Source organism: Cupriavidus sp. 05T313, from assembly GCF_056396665.1.
This window is the reverse complement of the sequence record NZ_JBFTLX010000164.1, coordinates 1-15447: the sequence shown is the minus strand read 5'-3', so window position 1 is coordinate 15447 and position 15447 is coordinate 1. Positions and strand designations below refer to the sequence as shown.

Sequence of the window (15447 nt, the reverse complement as noted above, 5' to 3'; positions counted from 1 at the left end):
GTCCTAGGGTCTGCCGGTCCGGTGCCATCGGGTTTGCAGTCGAACAGCAACACCTTCAGCGCCGTGCATAGCGTAGCCAGCACGGCAAACAGCCAGCCGCTCCACACCGCGCCCGTCATGCCCACGGCGGTAATGAACCCGCCCGCCACCGCCGCGCCGGACACCACGCCCAGGTTGGCGGCCGAAATATAGAGGCTGGTGGCGAACTCTGGCGCTTCCGGCGCCGCGGAGGCGAGCCACATCTGGCTGACGATCAGGCCACTGGTATGCGCCGCGCCCCACAGAAGGCAGACCGCGATCATCGGCAAGAAGCTGGCGCTGCCACAGGCGTAGAGCACGAGGTAGGCGCCGCCAAGCGCCACCGGGTGCAGCAGTGCGGTCCCCGCCAGGCTCTTGCCCAGCAGCCTGCCGGCGAGCAGATTGCCCGCTACGCCGCCGATGCCGAAGACCACCAGCAGCACGCTGATTGTTTCGCCGCCCATGCCGGCCTCGCGCGCGAGATACTCGGCCGCGTAGCTGTAGACCGAGAACATGGTGGCGAAGATGAGCACGGTGGCCAGCAGGTTGAGCCAGACGGGCAGCTTGCGCAGGATCGCCGACGGCCGGATGGCGGGCACACCCTGCGCCGGGGCTGGCCGCTTTGGCTCATCCGGCAGCACGGCCAGCAGGCCGATGCCTGCCGCGGCATTCACGGCGGCGCAAAACAGGAAGGACGCCTCGTAGGAAAAACGCGCCGCGATCCACGCCGTGATGGGCACGCCCAGCACCAGGCCCATGCTGGTGCCGACGAAGGCCATGGCCGTGGCATGCGTAGCCCGCTCCCGCGGGTACAGTGACACGGCTGCCGCGAACGCCAGCGAAAAAAACACCGGATGCAGCAGCGCGGGGACAATGCGCAGCGCCATCAGCGTGGCGAAGTCCGGTGCCCAGGCCGACAGCACGCTGCACGCGGCGAACACGAACAGCGCGCCCGCCAGCACCCTGCGCCGCGCATGGCGCGACAGCCACAGCACCATGAACGGCCCGCACACGGCCACCACCAGCGCGAACAAGCCGACCAGCCAGCCTGCCCGGGCCACCGTGATGCCATAGCGTTCGACAACCGCCGGCAGGATGCCAACCACGCCAAACTCGATGGCGTAGAGGCCGAACAGGCCTAGCGCGATAAAGAACAGGGAGCGGCCGGCGTTCATGGCTGTATTTCCATCCCGGCCGCATAGACGGCATTGCGCAGGTCGGTCACGAAGCGGCCGGACATGCCTTCGTACAAGGTGTTGGTGAACGCAACCACGCTCAAGGCCCTGACGCGGTCAACGAACCAGGAATGGCCGTAGGCACCGCCCCAACGCCAGGTTCCCGCGGATTCTGGCGAACCCGCCAGAGCCGGATCGCGCAGCACCGAAAATCCCAGGCCGAAGCCGGTGCCAGGCGCATCGGGCGGACCCCATTCGCCGGTCTGGTTGCGCCCCATTTCCTCCACCCACGCGGCGGGGAACAGGGGGCCGCCGCCCTGGCGCAGCGCTTCCAGTAACAGGAGCAGGTCGCCCGCGCTGCCCACCATGCCGGCGCCGCCGGAGGGAAACGCGCCGGCGTCCAGGGCGCGCGCGGGCGCGAAGCGGATGCCTGCCGTGCCTTCAAGGACGGGGACCACATCCCGCTCGCGCATTCGGCGCGGCACCGGCGTGTGGTTGACGTAGGCGGTGGCCAGGCGGTCCGCATCGACGGCAGCAAAGGCGGTGTCGCGCATACCCAGCGGCCCCGTGACCAACGCCCGCACAGCGTCGCCCAGCGGCGCTTCGCAAACACGCTCGATCACGGCGCCGAGCACGTCCGTTGCCAGCGAATAGCCCCAGGCGGTGCCGGGCTTGTAGAGCAACGGCACGCTGGCAATGCGGCGCAGGTTCTCCGCCAGCGAGATACCCGGCTGGTCCATGCCATCCGATACGCCGGCGCGGGCATAGGGCCCGTTGCCGTCGGCCTCGAAAAAGCGGTAGCCCAGCCCGGCGGTGTGGCTCATCAACTGCCGTACCGTGATGGATGCGGGGCTGCCGTCGGCAAGGCGCGGCGTGAACGCCGGCAGCCAGCGGGCCACTGCGTCGTCGAGCCCGAGCGGGCCTTGCGCCACCAGCACCATGGCGGCGGCCGAGATGATGGGCTTGGACACCGAAGCCAGGCGGAACAACGCATCGGCGCGCATCGGCAGGGCCGCCTCGCGGTCGGCCAGGCCGGCGGCGCGGCTGTGGATCAGTTCGCCGTCACGGGCGACTAGCACCACGGCGCCGACCAGCCGGTGCTCGGCCAGGGCCTGGTCGATCGCCGCGTCGACGCGCGTGCGCAGGTGGGCAGGCGGTACGCCGTCGGACAGGGTGGAGGTGCGGGAGGTCATGCGCGTTTTCCTTCGTTGCGGATTGCAAGGATTGCAAGGGATTGCAAGTACAAGCGAACGATAAGAAACATTCGACTCAGGAAAAAGTAGGCTAGAGTTCCTGGTTATCCGGACAACGTTGTCCGTAATAAGCATGCCGGGAAAAATCCATGGACAGCCTGAGTGGCTTCACAGTGTTTGTGCAGGTGGCCGAGACGCGCAGCTTCGTGGCGGCCGGCCGCCTGATGGGCGTATCGGCATCGGCCGTGGGCAAGAGCGTGGCGCGGCTGGAGGAAAAGCTTGGCGCGCGGCTGTTTCACCGCAGCACGCGCAGCATCACCCTGACGGCCGAGGGCGCGCTGTTCCTGGAGCGCAGCCGGCGCATCCTCGCGGAAATCGAGGCGGCCGAACAAGAGCTGTCCCGCGCGGCCGAGGCGCCGCGCGGGCGCCTGCGCGTCAGCCTGCCGCTGGTCAGTTCGCTGGTGCTGCCGGTGCTGGGCGACTTTATGCGGCGGTACCCGGAGATCGAACTGGACCTGGACTTTACCGACCGGATGGTGGACGTGATCGAGGAAGGCTTCGATGCGGTCGTGCGCACTGGCGAGCCGGCCGACTCACGGTTGTCGGCGCGGCGCCTCGGCGATTTCCGGATCCTGCTGGTAGCCGCCCCGGCCTACCTCGCACAGCGCGGCTTGCCCCGGCATCCCGCCGACCTGGCCGGGCATGCCTGCCTGCATTACCGCTTTCCCAACAGCGGCAAGCTGGAAACCTGGCCGCTGCGCCGCGACGAGTCGGACCCGGAGCCGCACCTGCCCACCTCCATGATCTGCAACAACATCGAGACGCGCATGAGCTTTGCCCTGCAAGGCCTGGGGATCGCTTGCCTGCCGGACTTCGCGATCCGCGACGCGCTGGCCGATGGAAGGCTGCTCCCCGTACTCGGCGACTACGTGGAGCGCAGCGGCACCTTTCGCGTGCTGTGGCCGGCCAGCCGGCACCTGTCGCCCAAGCTGCGGGTGTTGATCGACTTCCTGGGCGAGCGGGTATTTCCGGGTGGCGGTACTGGATGCTGATGGGTGGTTTGGCGACGATTCCGCGTATCCAGATTTAGTGTTTACTCCTTCAAGATGAAAGCGAAGATCCTAATCTTGATTGCCGCGATGCCGGCACTGATGTCGATACTGTATGTTCTGTATCGAGTTTTCTACGTTCGAGTGAATCATGTGGGCATTACGCCCCACTATCTGGACCTAATGTCGATGGCATCAGTGCTACTAGCGCTTCTTTTTGGCGCAAACCGGAAGGGGCTCTGGTTCATCGCATGGCTGGCAACCCTCAACGTGCTGATGGTCGTCTGGGCAATCGACACCTATGTCCTGGTCGAATATGAGGAGTGGATTCGCAAAGGGCTGCCCGGCAAATCGGTAGGCTACGGGGCGCCATGACGGCGACTCCCCGCTTAAGGCCGAGGCGGGCCGCGCTGGCAATGAGGGCCCGGGATGGTTGGAGCCGCCAACCACGGCGCGGTCATTGAAACGTACCAAACAGACGCATAGCCCAGCCAGCGCCGTAGAGCCCAAGGCCGAACATCCCGTGCGTGACGAGGCTATGAAGGCGCGCGGCGGCGGGACGCGGCGTGCGGCTGGCGGCGATGCCGGCGCCCATGCCCGGCTGCATCACAAGGAAGGGCGCCGCCACGCTGCCGATGCCGACGATCAGCGCGGGGCCCAGCGTCGGATGACGGGCCCAGTCGAGGCCCCAGAGCGCGAGCAGCGTGGCCGCGAACGCGATGCCGGTCAGATAATGGGCGATCCAGCCGATCAGGCGCTCGCCCCGGACGGGCGGCGAAGCGGCGATGGGATCGTGGCGAAAGCGCCCGCGTGTCAGGTGGGCAAGCCAGCGGCCCACCAGGCCGTAGTCCAGCGGAGGAATGCCGAGCATCCGTTTGCGGGCGACTGCCCAGATGTCCATCACCGCCGTCGCGCCGGCCCCGATCAGAACAGCACCCACCAGATAATCCGTGGCCTCAGACATTGGCTGCCTCCTTAGGTGCGCCTGACGCGGACGGCGCTCTGGCGCTGACCATCCAGCAGGCAGCGGTGTAGCGAACTTCGTCGCCGCGCACATAGGGATCAAAGGCGGCGCGGACGGTGTCGATGACTTGCGCGCGCGTGCGCTCGTCCGCATCTTCCAGGATCAGGCCCACGGGGCCGAGCCGGGTGAGGTAGCCGGTCAGCGCCTTCTCCGGCAGGGTGCACTCGACATCGATCGGCTGGATGTCGATCGCGGCCCAGCCGCTCTCTTCCAGGATGGAAGCGACCCGATGCCGGTCTGCGAAGGCGAACTGTCCCGGCGCGCCAGGCTGGCGGGCGGGTAGGTCCGGCAGCAGCGGCGCCGCGGCGCGCTCGGCCGTCGTCATGAACGGGTTTTCCGCTGCACTGCGCCAGGCGAGGCACCGGAGTCCGGCGTCGTCGCTCGCGGCGCGCCGCAAGTTCGCGAAGGCCAGGACCGGATTGTCGAAGAACATGACGCCGAGGCGCGAAATGATCATGTCGAAGCTGGCGGGCGCGAAGGCGTGGGTCTGCGCGTCGGCGCGGATGAAGTTTGCCGTCGTGTCTTCCTGTCTGGCGCGTGCCCGGGCGGCGGCGATCATCGGCTCGGAAATGTCGATGCCGGTGCAATAGCCCTCGGCGCCGAGCTGCCGCGCAACGGCGAGCGTCGTGCCGCCCGTGCCGCAGCCGACGTCAAGCACCCGGCGCCAGGATCCGGCGCGCGCCACTTCGGCCAGCAGGTCTTCGAACGGCTTGAGCATCTGGTCGAGCAACACTTGCGACTCGACCCAGGCGCGTCCGGCGCGGCCGTTCCAGAGCGCCGTCTGCTCGTTTCCGGTCTGGTGCGTGATATCCATGATCGTCTTCCTTTGCTTGCCCTCAAGGAGCGGAAGCTAAACTATGCTAGTTCAAGTCGACTTGAGGTCAAGAGGGGTGAGACAACTAGACATAGCCGAGGTGGCGCAGCAATCCGGCGTTCCCGCATCGACGCTGCGGTTCTATGAGGAAAAGGGGCTGATCGCGTCCACCGGCAGGCGAGGGCTGCGCCGCCTGTTCGATGCCGGCGTGCTGGAACGGCTGGCGCTGATCGCGCTGGGGCGTGCCGCCGGTTTCTCGCTCGATGAAATTGCGCTGATGTTCGCGCCGGAGGGGCGGCCGCGCATCGACCGGCGGATGCTCGCCGCCAAGGCGGAGGAGCTGGACAAGACGATCCGCAGACTGAGCGCGATGCGCGATGGCCTGCGGCATGCCGCTGCCTGCCCCGCACCGAGCCACATGGAATGCCCCAAGTTCCGCCGCATCCTGCGGGCCGCCGCATCTGGCGCTGTGGGATCGCCAGGGAAGAAGGCTCCGCCGCCGCCGCGGAACTAGCTCCAGGGTGGCGGCTAGCGACGACATCCCACCAAGCCGCCGCGCATCGCCGCCTTGTATTCCAGTTGCCGCCCGAATTCGACGAAGCCCATGTCCGCAACGGAGCGGGACAGGCGGCGATTCTTCAGCATGCCGCGCACGTTCAGGTCTTCAATGCCGATGGTATGGAAACGACGCGTCAGGCCAGTCGTAAGCTGGTGCGGCGCGTCTGAGCGAATCGCCGCGATGCGGGCGTGCAGCCTCGCCAGCGCGGCAATTCATGCCCGAGCCAAGATCGGCGATGACCTCGACCGTCCAGCCCTGCCGGGCGCAGTAGCGTTCAAGCACCTGCTTCTGGCGTTCCAGATCGGATCATCTGGGTTTCGATGGCCGCCTTGCCATGCTCGATCAATTCGCGGGTATCGAGGCGGGAGTAGGTGTTCCCAGCCGAAGTCGTCCATTACCCCAGCCGCGCCAGCTCCTTTAGCCGTTTACGGTGAGCCGCAACCTTGGAGCGGTTACCGCAGATCGCCATGCTGCACCATCTGCGGCCGTGGCCCCGCGTGTGATCGGTAAACATCAGCGTGCACTGAGGACCCTCGCACGCTTTCACATGCGAAAAGTCTTCTTCACAAACGAGTTTCGCGATTGCCTCGGCTATCGGCATCAGCAACAACTCCGGCGAGCGCCAACGTCGAGTCGCACGTAGTCCGAAGGCCATTGACGCCCCTGGCGCGTTGGCAACGATCTCGCCATACCCTTCGTCCCGCTCCAGCAGGCGGTTTAGCGGTTCGAGTTCACGCAAGTCCTCGCCGACCAGCGGTCGTCCCTTCGTACGCTGGACAAATCCCCTGAACCATTCCCGCAGACTTCGCGCCTGTGCAGCGACGCCATCGAGTTCACCTGGCATCGCCTCCGACCTTAGCACCTCGAGGGTGCTGCGCGGCACCAGGCCTGCCTGTTCCAGCCAGGCCAGAAGACCTTCCCCATCACCGATCCAGTCGACTTGCTCACCCGTCGGTGTGGCAACCGAGTTCAGAAAATCAAGGCCCGGCGCATCGGCCACGAATATTGCGGGAACACGTTGGAAGTCCATCTCAAGTGACCTGGTGCGCAGTGTTGATGGTGTTCATGGTAACCGCTCAAAAGTGTCTTGACAAGTTACAGCCCAATAAAATAACCTTGTTATCAATGTTAGAGAGGTTACATGGTTCGGTTGTGTCGCGTGTGCCTTCCAAGCAACTGGACGATTTAATGGAGCGTCAATGCAATCTCTGCACGGTTGTCGCTGGCGTCGCGCGCTGAAGACTTTGCCGCACTGGATGGAGCGCTGGAACGAATCGGACAGCCAGTTCTGCTTGTCGGTGATGCGTATGCTGGAAAGCGGAGGCCGCTTTGGATGGTGGCAGCCGCTTCCAACTTGTTTTAGCTATTGGAAACGTTACAACTCACGAGAGAGAGCGTCATGCCCCCTATGTCCTATCGCCACGCCGACGTCGACGGCTTCAAGGTGTTCTATCGAGAAGCCGGTCGTGCTGATGCCCGGAAAGTGCTGCTTCTCCACGGCTTCCCAAGCGCGAGCCACATGTTTCGGGACTTGATCCCGCAACTGTCGGAGCGCTTCCATATTGTTGCGCCGGATCTACCCGGGTTCGGCCGGTCGGATATGCCGGCCCATGACACGTTTGCCTACACGTTCGACAACATTGCCAACGTGATTGGCAGGTTTACCGAAGTGATCGGGTTTGATCGCTTTGCCGTCTACGTATTCGACTACGGTGCGCCGACGGGTTTTCGGCTTGCGCTGAAACATCCTGAGCGGATCACCGCGATCATTTCCCAGAACGGCAATGCTTACGAGGAAGGACTGAGCGAAGGCTGGAACCCTATCCGGGCCTATTGGCGAGATCCTTCGCAGGGCAACCGTGAGGCACTTCGCGCCCTGTTGACTCCGGAAACGACAGTCTGGCAGTACACGCACGGGGTATCTGACACGGCCTCCGTATCGCCGGACGGCTACTCGCTCGATACTTTTTACCTGGGCCGTCCCGGTGCGCACGAGGTTCAACTTGACCTGTTTGGCGACTACAAAAGCAATGTCGCGTTGTATCCCGCGTTTCAGCAGTATTTCAGAACGCACAAGCCGCCGTTTCTGGCTGTTTGGGGTCAGAACGATCCGTTCTTCCTGCCAGCTGGAGCCAGGGCATTCAAACGTGACATCCCTGGCGCGGTGGTGCGCTTCTTCGATACGGGCCACTTCGCCCTTGAGACACATACGCCAGAAATCGCTGCGGCGATACGTGACTTTCTTGTTAGTTGAAGTGTGGCTGTTTGGTCGATATGGAACGGCCAAAACACACCAATCAAATTGACACCGGCGGCGAGTTCCCTGTTGGGGCGAAGGTCGCTGCATTGATGGGAGGTCTCGGTCGAACCACCAACGGGAGCTATGCGGAATACACGCGCGCACCGGTGTCCAGCGTGGCATTGAYTGCATCCAGCCTGCTTGGTCCGAACTGGCGGCCATCCCCGAAGCCTATGCAACGGCATGGACCTGCCTGTTTCGCAATCTCGACATCTCGGAGGGACAGACGTTGGTCATCCGGGGTGCGACATCATCGTTTGGACGGGCGGCGGTGAAACTGGCGGCCAATGCCGGTGCGCGGGTCATCGCAACAACACGCACTCGCGAGCGTTTCGAGATGCCGGAGGGTCTGGGCGTGACACGTGTCGAGCTTGAGGGATCGGACCTTTCGAAGCGAATTGCCGAGGCAAAGCAAGTTGACGCGGTACTCGACCTCGTCGGCAACAGCGCCATTCTCGATGCGCTGGCGCGCTGGCTGCATCGGTGGTGGATGCCGTCGTAGGGCCTTCGGCCTTTGCGGGCAGAGGGCGCCGCCCCGGTCAGGCGGCGCGCCTCCCGTTCAGCCGAGCGGGTCCGCGCTCACCCCCATGGCCGGGTCGCTCACCGTGTGCTTGCCCGTTTCCACCCGTCCGGCAAAACGCCGGTAGAACGCGGGGTCGCTGTCGCAGGTCACCGAGAAGTCGTACCACTGGCCGCTGTCCGCCAGGGACCAGTGCCTGGAGTCGGCGCCCTTGCCGGCGACCTTGACCGGCCACGGACCGTCCTTGCGGTAAGCCTGCGGCGTGATGGTGAAATTGCAGGCCTTGTCGCCGGCGTTCATCAGCTCTGCATAGACGTCGCCATTGGCGATGTCATAGCACACGCGGATCTCCGGCGCGGCGCCGGTGTCGGCGATCCGGCCGGTATCGCCCTTGAAGTGCCGGTGGTAGCCATTCGGGCCGACGACCCAGAGGTCGTACATTCCGAGGTTGTCCCGGCGCGCGTTCCAGGTGTCGCTCAACAATTTCCCGGCTTCCACGACGTAGCGCCGCGGCAGCCGATCGAGCTTGTAGCGGTCGTAGACGTGGAACACCGCGGCCTGCGAGCCCGTGTTGGAGAACACCAGTTCCACCACGCCCGCGGCGTTGCAGCGGGCGCTGGTGTGCAGCTCGTAAGGCAGCGCGCGCGAGGGACGCGTGCCGCTGGCCTGGATCGGCAATTGCATGTCCAGCGGCAACGGCACGGCGGGCAGCGCTTGCTGCGCGTTGCGCAACTGGTCCGCCGCGGCGCGCGTGCTGCGGCCGTCAAGCGTGGGCAGGGCTTCGTCGTTCGGTGTCTTGAAATTGAACGCGCTGGTCAGGTCGCCGCAGACGGCGCGGCGGAACGGGCTAATGTTGGGCTCCGCGACGCCAAAGCGCGCCTCCAGGAAACGCAGCACCGACGTGTGATCGAACACTTGCGAGTTGACCCAGCCACCGCGGCTCCACGGCGAAATCGCGAACAGCGGCACGCGCGGACCCGGACCGTAGACGCGGCCATCCGCTGCCGGCTGGCTGCTGCTGCCTGCCGGCGCGGGATGGCTGAAGTACTCGGCGCTCATGTCGGCATCGCCGAGCGTTGACTTCCCGGCCAGCGACAGGTCGGCGTTGCGTGACGGCGCCGACGGCGAGGGCATATGGTCGAAGTAGCCGTCGTTCTCATCGAAGTTGACCAGCAGCACGGTCTTGCTCCATACCTCGGGCACGGCAGTGAGCGCATCCAGGACTTCCTGCAGGAACCACGCCCCCTGCACCGGGCTGGACGGCCCGGGGTGCTCGCAATAGAGCGAAGGCGCGTTCATCCAGCTCACCTGGGGCAGCTTGCCCTCGCGGATGTCCCGCTTGAACGCATCCAGGTAGCTCTCGGGGCCGATCCCCGGCAGCGTATTGGCGATGCCCTTGTAAAGCGGGTTGGCGGCATTGTCCGTGGCAGCGTCGTAGGCGTGGTACGGCAGGGCCTGGCCGGTATTGGCATAGGGTACGCCGGGTGCGCCGCCGCTGGATACGGGGAAGCCGGACGCAATGTTGGCGAGGCGGAACGGCCGGAACGCGCCCAGCATGTTGTCGCCCCATTCGTCCGGCATGTTCTGGTACGAGATCCAGTTGATGCCTGCTTCTTCCAGGCGTTCCGCATAGGTTTTCCAGGTGTAGCCCCTGTTGGCCGTGGCAGGCAGGCCGTCGATCCAGTCCCACTCGTTATTGACAAAGGCAACGCCGGCGGCGGCGCCGTTTGTGCCGGTCAGGTGGAAGGAGCGGTTGGCATCCGTGCCGGTATGCATCGAGCAGTGGTACGCATCGCACAGCGTGAACGCGTTGGCCAGCGCGAACTGGAACGGGATCTCCTTTTCCTTGAAGTACCCCATCGAGGTGTCTGTCTTATGGGTAGGYCAGCTTGCCATGCGCCCGTTGTCCCAGGCTTTCTGGCTGTCCACCCAAGCGTGCGGCGTTCCAGCGGCGCGCTGCGCGTTGTTGGCGCTGCCGTCCAGGTGATAGGGGGTGAGTACGGCGCCGTTGGTACGCTGCTGCTGCCATACCTTGCGGCCGTTGGGCAGCGGGATGGTGAACCTGTCGCCGAAGCCGCGAACGCCCTTGAGCGTGCCGAAGTAGTGGTCGAACGAGCGGTTCTCCTGCATCAGGATGACCACATGCTCGACGTCCTTGATGGTGCCGGTGGCGTTATTGGCCGGGATCGCCAGCGCCTTGCGGATGCTGGGAGGAAAGGCCGCCAGTGCTGCCGCGCCAAATCCGGCGCCGGTGACTGTCTTTAGAAAATTACGGCGTGAGTTCATCTTCTGTTCTTGTGCTCGTTGGATTCTTGGTCGTGGTTCAAGGCGCGCAACGCATATCCCGGGCGGCGGGCTTCTCGGGCTCTGTGGTGCCCGGCGTCGAGGGTTTTGCGGCGGACGTGTCGGTGCCATCATCGCCGCATGCAGTGAGCGTCGCGGCCGCGATCAAGATGGCGGCAAGCGGTCTTGCAAGGCTTTTGGGAAACATGGGGGAGCTTGATGAATGTGAAAGAAATAAGTCGGCTTGTTTGCCAGCCGGGACAATCGGGAAGTCGCGAGTGTAGGAAGGGGATGTGACAGGGGCGTGAACGGATAGGCCTGCGGATCTGCCTGAATCCTGCCGGAGAACTTCGCGAAGCGGCTCGCGACGCGCAGACGAAAAAAAGCCCGCGGCTAGGCGGGCTTCGTGGGAGCAGGGCGGTGCGGAAGGCTTACCGTGGCGCGCCGGCGGTCGGCATGGCGCCGAGACCGCCTGGAAACCAGGGTCAATCCAGCTTCGGCAGCATCTTGGCGGGATTAAGCAGGTTCTTGGGATCCAGCGCCCGCTTGACCTGCCACATCAGTTCCAGTTCCACCGGCGACTTGTAGCGCTTCAGGTCGTCGCGCTTGGCCACGCCGATGCCGTGCTCGGCGGAGATCGAGCCGTTTTCCGCGTGGGCCAGCGTATCCACGGCCTCGGAGATCGGCGCGTACCACTGCCCGAGGAACTCCGCCGCGCTCCGGTCCTTGGGACGCAGCGGGTTGAAGTGCACGTTGCCGTCGCCCATATGGCCGTAGATCACCATGCGCGCGGCGGGCTCCAGCGCCAGCACCTTGGCCGATGCGTCGCCGATAAACGCGGCGATGCGCGACAGCGGCACCGAGACATCGCACTTGATGCTGCCGCCGGTGCGGGTCTGCGCGTCCGAGATTTCCTCGCGGATTCGCCAGAAGCGCTGGGCGTCGGCCATGCTGGCGGCCACCGCTGCGTCCAGCACCAGCTCCTGCTCCAGTCCGGCCTCAAGGATTTCCATCAGCGTGGCGTTGAGGCTTTCGTTGCTGCCGCCGGAGGTGAGTTCGATCAGCACCATCCAGTCGTGCCGGGCGGGCAGGGGCGAAGCCACGTCGCCAAGGTATTCGAGCACCAGTTCCAGCGCGGGCGCGGAGATCAGCTCGAACGCCGTGACGGCCTGGCCGCCGATCTGCTTGGCCACGCCCAGCAGGCGCACGGCCGCTTCCGGGCTTTGCACGGCCACGAAGGCGACGGCGCTGGCGCGCGGCTGCGGCATCAGCTTGAGCACGGCGGCGGTGATRATGCCGAGCGTGCCYTCGGMGCCGACGAACARSTGCTTSAGGTCGTAGCCGGTRTTGTCCTTGCGCAGGCCGCGCAGGGACGAATAGATCCGGCCATCCGGCAGCACCGCCTCGATGCCCAGCACCAGGTCGCGCATATTGCCGTAACGCAGCACGGCGGTGCCTCCCGCGTTGGTGGCGAGGTTGCCGCCGATCTGGCAGGTGCCTTCTGAGCCGATGCGCAGGGGGAACAGCCGCTGCTCCTGTTCGGCCGCGGTGCGGGCCGCGTTGAGCGTGACGCCGGCCTGCACGGTCAGGGTGTCGTTGATGGTGTCCACCGCCAGCACGCGGTTCATGCGGCCCAGGCTCAGCAGCACAGCGGTGCCGCTATCGTCGGGCACCGAGCCGCCCATCAGGGAGGTGTTGCCGCCTTGCGGCACCACCGGCACGCCATGGGCATGGCACCAGGCCATGACCTGGCTGACCTGCCCGGTGGTCGATGGCATGACCACCACCCGGGCCTTGCCGCGATAGATGCGGCGGTAGTCCGTGACATAGGACTCGGTATCGGCATCGCCGCTGAGGCAGGCGCCGGCGCCGACGATGGCTTGCATGGCCGCCAGCGTGGTGTCGGGGGAGGTGTGGGAGTCGGTCGGCATGTGGGCGTGCTTGGTTGTTGAAGGGGCGGCGCGGGATTCAGTAGGCGGCGGACGGGCCGGCCGCGGGCGTGGCGCAGGTGCCGATGAAGTCCGCCGCCAGCCGGCGCGCGGCGCCAGCATATACCAGTACGTCCACGCCGGTCGCCACGAAGGTGCAGCCCAGCTCCAGGTAGCGCCGTGCCAGCTTGGGGTCGGAGGTCAGCGTGCCGGCGGCCTTGCCGCTGGCGACGATGGTGCGCATGGCGCCCTCGATGGCGGCCTGCACCTCGGGGTGGCCGGGGTTGCCGCGATGGCCCATCGAGGCGGCGAGGTCGGCCGGGCCGATAAAGACGCCGTCGACGCCGTCCACGGCGCAGATGGCTTCCAGGTTGCCCAGGGCCGTCACGGTTTCGGCCTGCACCAGCAGGCAGATTTCATCGTCGGCCACGGCGAGATAGTCGGTGCGCGCGCTCCATTGCGAAGCCCGGCCCACGGCGCTGCCCACGCCGCGAATGCCCAGCGGCGGATAGCGCGTGGCGCTGACCAGCGCGGCGGCCTGCACGGCGGTATCCACCATCGGCACCAGCAGGTTCTTCGCGCCGATATCCAGCAACTGCTTGATCAGCGCCACTTCGCCCGCCACGCAGCGCACCACGGGCTGCGAGCGGTAGGGCGCGATGGCCTGCAGGGCGTGCAGCGTGGCGTGGAGGTCGTTGGGGGCGTGCTCGCCGTCGATCAGCAGCCAGTCGAAGCCGGCCGTGGCCGAGACTTCGGCCAGGTAGGGCGATGCCATCGAGAGCCACAGGCCGACCTGGGGCTGGCTGGCCGCCAGCGCGGCCTTGAATGCGTTGTGTGCGGGCATGTTGGTTCCTGTATGTCGTGGGCCGGGTGCCGCAGCGCTCAGCCGAGCTGGCCCTGGCAGAGATATTTGGTGTGCATGTAGTCGTCCAGCCCGTGGCGCGATCCCTCGCGTCCGTAGCCGGATTCCTTGACGCCGCCGAACGGCGCGGCCTCGGATGCGATGGCGCCTTCGTTGATGCCGACGATGCCGGTTTCCAGCGCCTGCGCCACGCGCCAGATGCGGCGCACGTCGTTGGAGTAGAAATAGGCGGCCAGGCCGAACGGTGTGTCGTTGGCGTCGCGGATCACTTCGTCTTCGCTGGCGAAGCGGAAGATGGCCGCTACCGGGCCGAAGGTTTCCTCGCAGGAAAGCGCCATTTCCGGGGTGGCATGGGTCAGCACGGTGGGAGCGTAGTAATGCGGGCCGTCGGCGAGGCGCACCCGTTCGCCGCCGGTGATCACGCGCGCGCCCTTGGCGACCGCGTCTTCCACGTGGCGGGCGATCTTGTCCACGGCGCGGGCGTTGATCATGGGGCCGATCTGCGAGGCTTCCTCGGTGGCGGGGCCGACGTGCAGCGCGGCCACGCGCCGGGCCAGCCGCGCCACGAAATCATCGTGCACGCCGGCCTGCACATAGACGCGGTTGGGGCAGACGCAGGTCTGGCCGCCGTTGCGGAACTTGGAGGCCATCAGGCCGTCGACGGCGGCATCGAGGTCGGCGTCGTCGAACACGATGAAGGGTGCGTTCCCGCCCAGTTCGAGGGATAGCTTTTTCAGCGTGCCGGCGGATTCGCGGGCCAGGTGCTTGCCTACCGGCGTGGAGCCGGTAAAGGTGATCTTGCGTACGCGGCTGTCTGCCAGCCAGGTGTCGACCACGGCCGGGGTGTTGGCGCGCGAGGCGGTGACGATGTTCAGGACGCCCGGGGGCAGGCCCGCTTTTTCGGCAAGGTAGACCAGGGCGAGCGCGGTCAGCGGCGTGTCTTCGGCCGGCTTGGCGACGACCGTGCAGCCGGCAGCCAGCGCCGGGGCGATCTTGCGGGCGATCATGGCGAGCGGGAAGTTCCATGGCGTGATGGCTGCCACTACGCCTACCGGTTCCCTGAGTACCAGCATCTTGCGGCCAGGGACGGATTCGGCCACGATTTCGCCGCTGATGCGGGTGGCTTCCTCGGCGAACCATTCCACATAGGAGGCGCCGTACTGGACTTCTCCGCGGCTCTCCTTGATGGGCTTGCCTTGTTCGGTGGAGATGATCCGGGCGAGGTCTTCCTGGTGTTCGAGGATCAGGGCGTGCCAGCGTTTGATCAGTTGCGCCCGTTCGCGGGCTGTGCGGCGGCTCCAGGTTGGGAAGGCGGCTGCGGCTGCGTCGGCGGCGTGGGCTGCGTCCTTGGCGGTGCTGTCGGGGACGGAGGCGAAGGTGGCGCCGGTGGCGGGGTTGGTGACTTCCAGGTGCTGGCCGGTTTGGCTGGCGGTCCATTCCTGGGCGATCAGGTTTTGGGTGCGGAGGAGGGCGGGGTGGTTGAGGGTGAGCATGGCGGCGTCTTTGGCGTCTGTTGGGCTTGATTGGTGGCGGTTGACTTCAAAGGCAACGTCAATGGCTTAAAGTCAAAGGCTTAAAGGCTTAAAGGTCAAAGGCAGTTTCACCTCCCCTGCGGGGAGGCGACCTACTTTCTTGTCTTGCCAAGAAAGTAGGCAAAGAAGGCGCGCCGGATGGGGCGACACCCCCTCGGGATCCGGCGAAAAGAGCGGCCGGGACCCAAACT

At 65.9% G+C, this 15447-nt stretch carries 14 protein-coding genes and 1 pseudogene; 5 read left to right on the top strand and 10 right to left on the bottom strand.

Annotated elements, in window-relative coordinates; translation table 11 throughout:
• Positions 1-1193 (bottom strand): MFS transporter (locus AC1DKD_RS28225; protein ID WP_477143968.1); only part of this gene is annotated, 1193 nt, incomplete at its 3' end.
• Positions 1190-2386 carry a serine hydrolase domain-containing protein gene (locus tag AC1DKD_RS28220; protein ID WP_441634548.1) on the bottom strand — a complete coding sequence of 399 codons (1197 nt, stop codon included), beginning with the start codon at positions 2384-2386 and terminating at the stop codon, positions 1190-1192. The genes AC1DKD_RS28220 and AC1DKD_RS28225, both read right to left, overlap by 4 nt.
• A 149-nt stretch (positions 2387-2535) precedes the next feature.
• On the opposite strand from AC1DKD_RS28220, the gene AC1DKD_RS28215 reads away from it, so the two are divergent.
• Together AC1DKD_RS28215 and AC1DKD_RS28210 are read left to right on the top strand one after the other, a co-directional pair.
• Positions 2536-3438, top strand: coding sequence for a LysR family transcriptional regulator (locus tag AC1DKD_RS28215; protein ID WP_477111645.1), 903 nt, complete (start codon positions 2536-2538; stop codon positions 3436-3438).
• A 54-nt stretch (positions 3439-3492) separates the two neighbouring features.
• The gene (locus AC1DKD_RS28210) at positions 3493-3810 is read left to right on the top strand and encodes a hypothetical protein (RefSeq protein ID WP_441634546.1); all 318 of its coding nucleotides are present in this window, start codon (positions 3493-3495) and stop codon (positions 3808-3810) included.
• Positions 3811-3892: 82 nt separating this feature from the next.
• Here AC1DKD_RS28210 and AC1DKD_RS28205 read toward each other — a convergent pair whose 3' ends face one another.
• Together AC1DKD_RS28205 and AC1DKD_RS28200 are read right to left on the bottom strand one after the other, a co-directional pair.
• The gene (locus AC1DKD_RS28205; RefSeq protein ID WP_441634544.1) at positions 3893-4399 is read right to left on the bottom strand and encodes a DUF2938 domain-containing protein; all 507 of its coding nucleotides are present in this window, start codon (positions 4397-4399) and stop codon (positions 3893-3895) included.
• Positions 4392-5273 carry a class I SAM-dependent methyltransferase gene (locus tag AC1DKD_RS28200; protein WP_441634542.1) on the bottom strand — a complete coding sequence of 294 codons (882 nt, stop codon included), beginning with the start codon at positions 5271-5273 and terminating at the stop codon, positions 4392-4394. Before AC1DKD_RS28200 ends, AC1DKD_RS28205 begins: the two co-directional genes overlap by 8 nt.
• 76 nt (positions 5274-5349) lie before the next feature.
• Between AC1DKD_RS28200 and AC1DKD_RS28195 the strand changes: the two genes are divergently transcribed.
• Positions 5350-5787 (top strand): helix-turn-helix domain-containing protein, encoded by a 438-nt coding sequence (locus tag AC1DKD_RS28195; protein WP_441634540.1) that lies wholly within the window; start codon positions 5350-5352, stop codon positions 5785-5787.
• 131 nt (positions 5788-5918) lie between these two features.
• Here the strand turns inward: AC1DKD_RS28195 and AC1DKD_RS28190 are convergent.
• A pseudogene (locus tag AC1DKD_RS28190) lies at positions 5919-6026 on the bottom strand (hypothetical protein); the annotation flags it as partial.
• Between the two features lie 200 nt (positions 6027-6226).
• On the bottom strand, positions 6227-6862 hold the full coding sequence (locus AC1DKD_RS28185) for a CGNR zinc finger domain-containing protein (RefSeq protein WP_441634538.1): 636 nt from the start codon (positions 6860-6862) through the stop codon (positions 6227-6229).
• 369 nt (positions 6863-7231) lie between these two features.
• Here AC1DKD_RS28185 and AC1DKD_RS28180 point away from each other — a divergent pair, with 369 nt between their 5' ends.
• Complete coding sequence (locus AC1DKD_RS28180) at positions 7232-8086, top strand: alpha/beta fold hydrolase (protein WP_441634536.1); 855 nt, start codon at positions 7232-7234, stop codon at positions 8084-8086.
• Positions 8087-8402: 316 nt separating this feature from the next.
• Entirely contained in the window at positions 8403-8633 is a 231-nt protein-coding gene (locus AC1DKD_RS28175; protein ID WP_441634534.1) for a zinc-binding dehydrogenase, read from the top strand.
• A gap of 57 nt (positions 8634-8690) precedes the next feature.
• Here the strand turns inward: AC1DKD_RS28175 and AC1DKD_RS28170 are convergent, their stop codons facing one another.
• The 4 genes from AC1DKD_RS28170 to AC1DKD_RS28155 all read right to left on the bottom strand — a co-directional run bounded on the left by AC1DKD_RS28170 (position 8691) and on the right by AC1DKD_RS28155 (position 15217).
• Positions 8691-10937 (bottom strand): phosphocholine-specific phospholipase C, encoded by a 2247-nt coding sequence (locus AC1DKD_RS28170; protein ID WP_477143967.1) that lies wholly within the window; start codon positions 10935-10937, stop codon positions 8691-8693.
• A gap of 482 nt (positions 10938-11419) precedes the next feature.
• On the bottom strand, positions 11420-12820 hold the full coding sequence (locus AC1DKD_RS28165; RefSeq protein ID WP_477143969.1) for an FAD-binding oxidoreductase: 1401 nt from the start codon (positions 12818-12820) through the stop codon (positions 11420-11422).
• 82 nt (positions 12821-12902) lie between these two features.
• Positions 12903-13706 carry a 4-hydroxy-2-oxoheptanedioate aldolase gene (gene hpaI / locus AC1DKD_RS28160; RefSeq protein WP_276288809.1) on the bottom strand — a complete coding sequence of 268 codons (804 nt, stop codon included), beginning with the start codon at positions 13704-13706 and terminating at the stop codon, positions 12903-12905.
• Positions 13707-13744: 38 nt separating this feature from the next.
• On the bottom strand, positions 13745-15217 hold the full coding sequence (locus AC1DKD_RS28155) for an NAD-dependent succinate-semialdehyde dehydrogenase (protein WP_477111644.1): 1473 nt from the start codon (positions 15215-15217) through the stop codon (positions 13745-13747).
• Positions 15218-15447 lie beyond the last annotated feature (230 nt).